A 1,267-nucleotide genomic window follows, 5' to 3' on the forward strand; every position below is an offset into this window, starting at 1 on the left:
TGGTCATAGCCCCGTCAAGTAGACAATAAAAAAAGAGAAATTTTATTAAGCGGCGACTTTCTCCCGAAACTCAATCGGGGAGAGGTCGCCCAGTTTGTTTTGGAAACGTTCCTTGTTGTAAAACAAAATGTACTCCGTGATTTGGCTCCTGGCTTGCTCCAGATTCTGAGGCTTCTCCAAATACAACTTCTCGGTCTTTAAGTGGGAGAAGAACGACTCAATACAAGCATTGTCATAGCAGTTCCCACGCCTGGAATGGCTTCCTGTTAGCTTCTTCTCTTCAAGCAACTGGGCATAGCTTTGTGTTGTATATTGAAACCCTTGGTCCGAATGGAGCAAGGTAGGTCCACATTTCAGTTTCTTCACCGTGTCTGTAACGAGTTTTAAGTCATTTCGTTCGGAGAGTTCCCAGGCCACAATCTCGTTGTTATACAGATCCATCACCACCGAGAGATAAGCAAACTCATGTCCAATCCGGACATACGTAATATCCGTCACCAGCTTCTGCTCAGGAGCCGTAGCCCTAAATTCTCGATTCAAGACATTACGAAACAGGACTGACGGTTTCCGGCCAGCAAAGGGACGCTTCTTGCGAATCACGGAGCGAATATGAAGTTCTCTCATCAAGCGACGCACCTTTTTGTGATTCACCACCAAGCCTTCTTTTCCTAAAGCAGTTCGCATACGTTTGTAACCGAAATAAGGACGAAGCCGATGAATGCCCAAAATGTGTGCTTTCAGATCCGCATCCCGGTCTGCTCGTTTCTCTCTAAGGATAGCGTTCTTTTTCCATTTGTAGTAACCTGCACGTGAAATTTCAGCGATCCTACACAGCCAAACCACGGGAGCCCATTTGCTTATTTCTTGAATGGACTGGCACCGGGCTTCGAAATCCAGCTTCCCTCCCCGTGTAAGTTCGGATTGAGCTTTTTTAGATATTCTACCTGCGCTTTCAGATAAGCATTTTCTTCTTCTGCACTGCTAAAATGCTTCTTCGTCCAGCGTCCCCGGTAATCCTCAAAACTCTCTCCGTTCTGGCTTTTACGTACCCATGTGATAATCTGGCTCTCACTTTTAATTCCAAACTTCTCCATAATCCGGCTGTACGCCCAACCTTCTTCCACTCGCAAACGAACGGCCTCTTTCTTCGTTTCTTCACTATATCGATTAAAAGTTTGACCTTTCTTCGCTGGCATAACAAAAATCCCCTCCGGTATCCAGTGTTTGAGTTCATTGTAACATGTCCTCTTTTTTCACTGTCTACCAT

At 45.5% G+C, this 1,267-nt stretch carries 1 protein-coding gene; it reads right to left on the bottom strand.

The features are described 5' to 3' along the window. Positions 1-45: 45 nt before the first annotated feature. Positions 46-1,196, bottom strand: a protein-coding gene (locus AK95_RS25485) for an IS3 family transposase (protein WP_162487652.1) whose coding sequence is annotated in 2 segments (ribosomal slippage) — positions 46-935 and positions 935-1,196 — 1,152 coding nt in all. Because the reading frame shifts where the segments join, the coding sequence is not laid out codon by codon here. Positions 1,197-1,267: the final 71 nt, after the last annotated feature.

Origin of the sequence: Paenibacillus sp. LC231 (assembly GCF_001860525.1) — a bacterium.
GTDB lineage: Bacteria > Bacillota > Bacilli > Paenibacillales > Paenibacillaceae > Paenibacillus_AQ.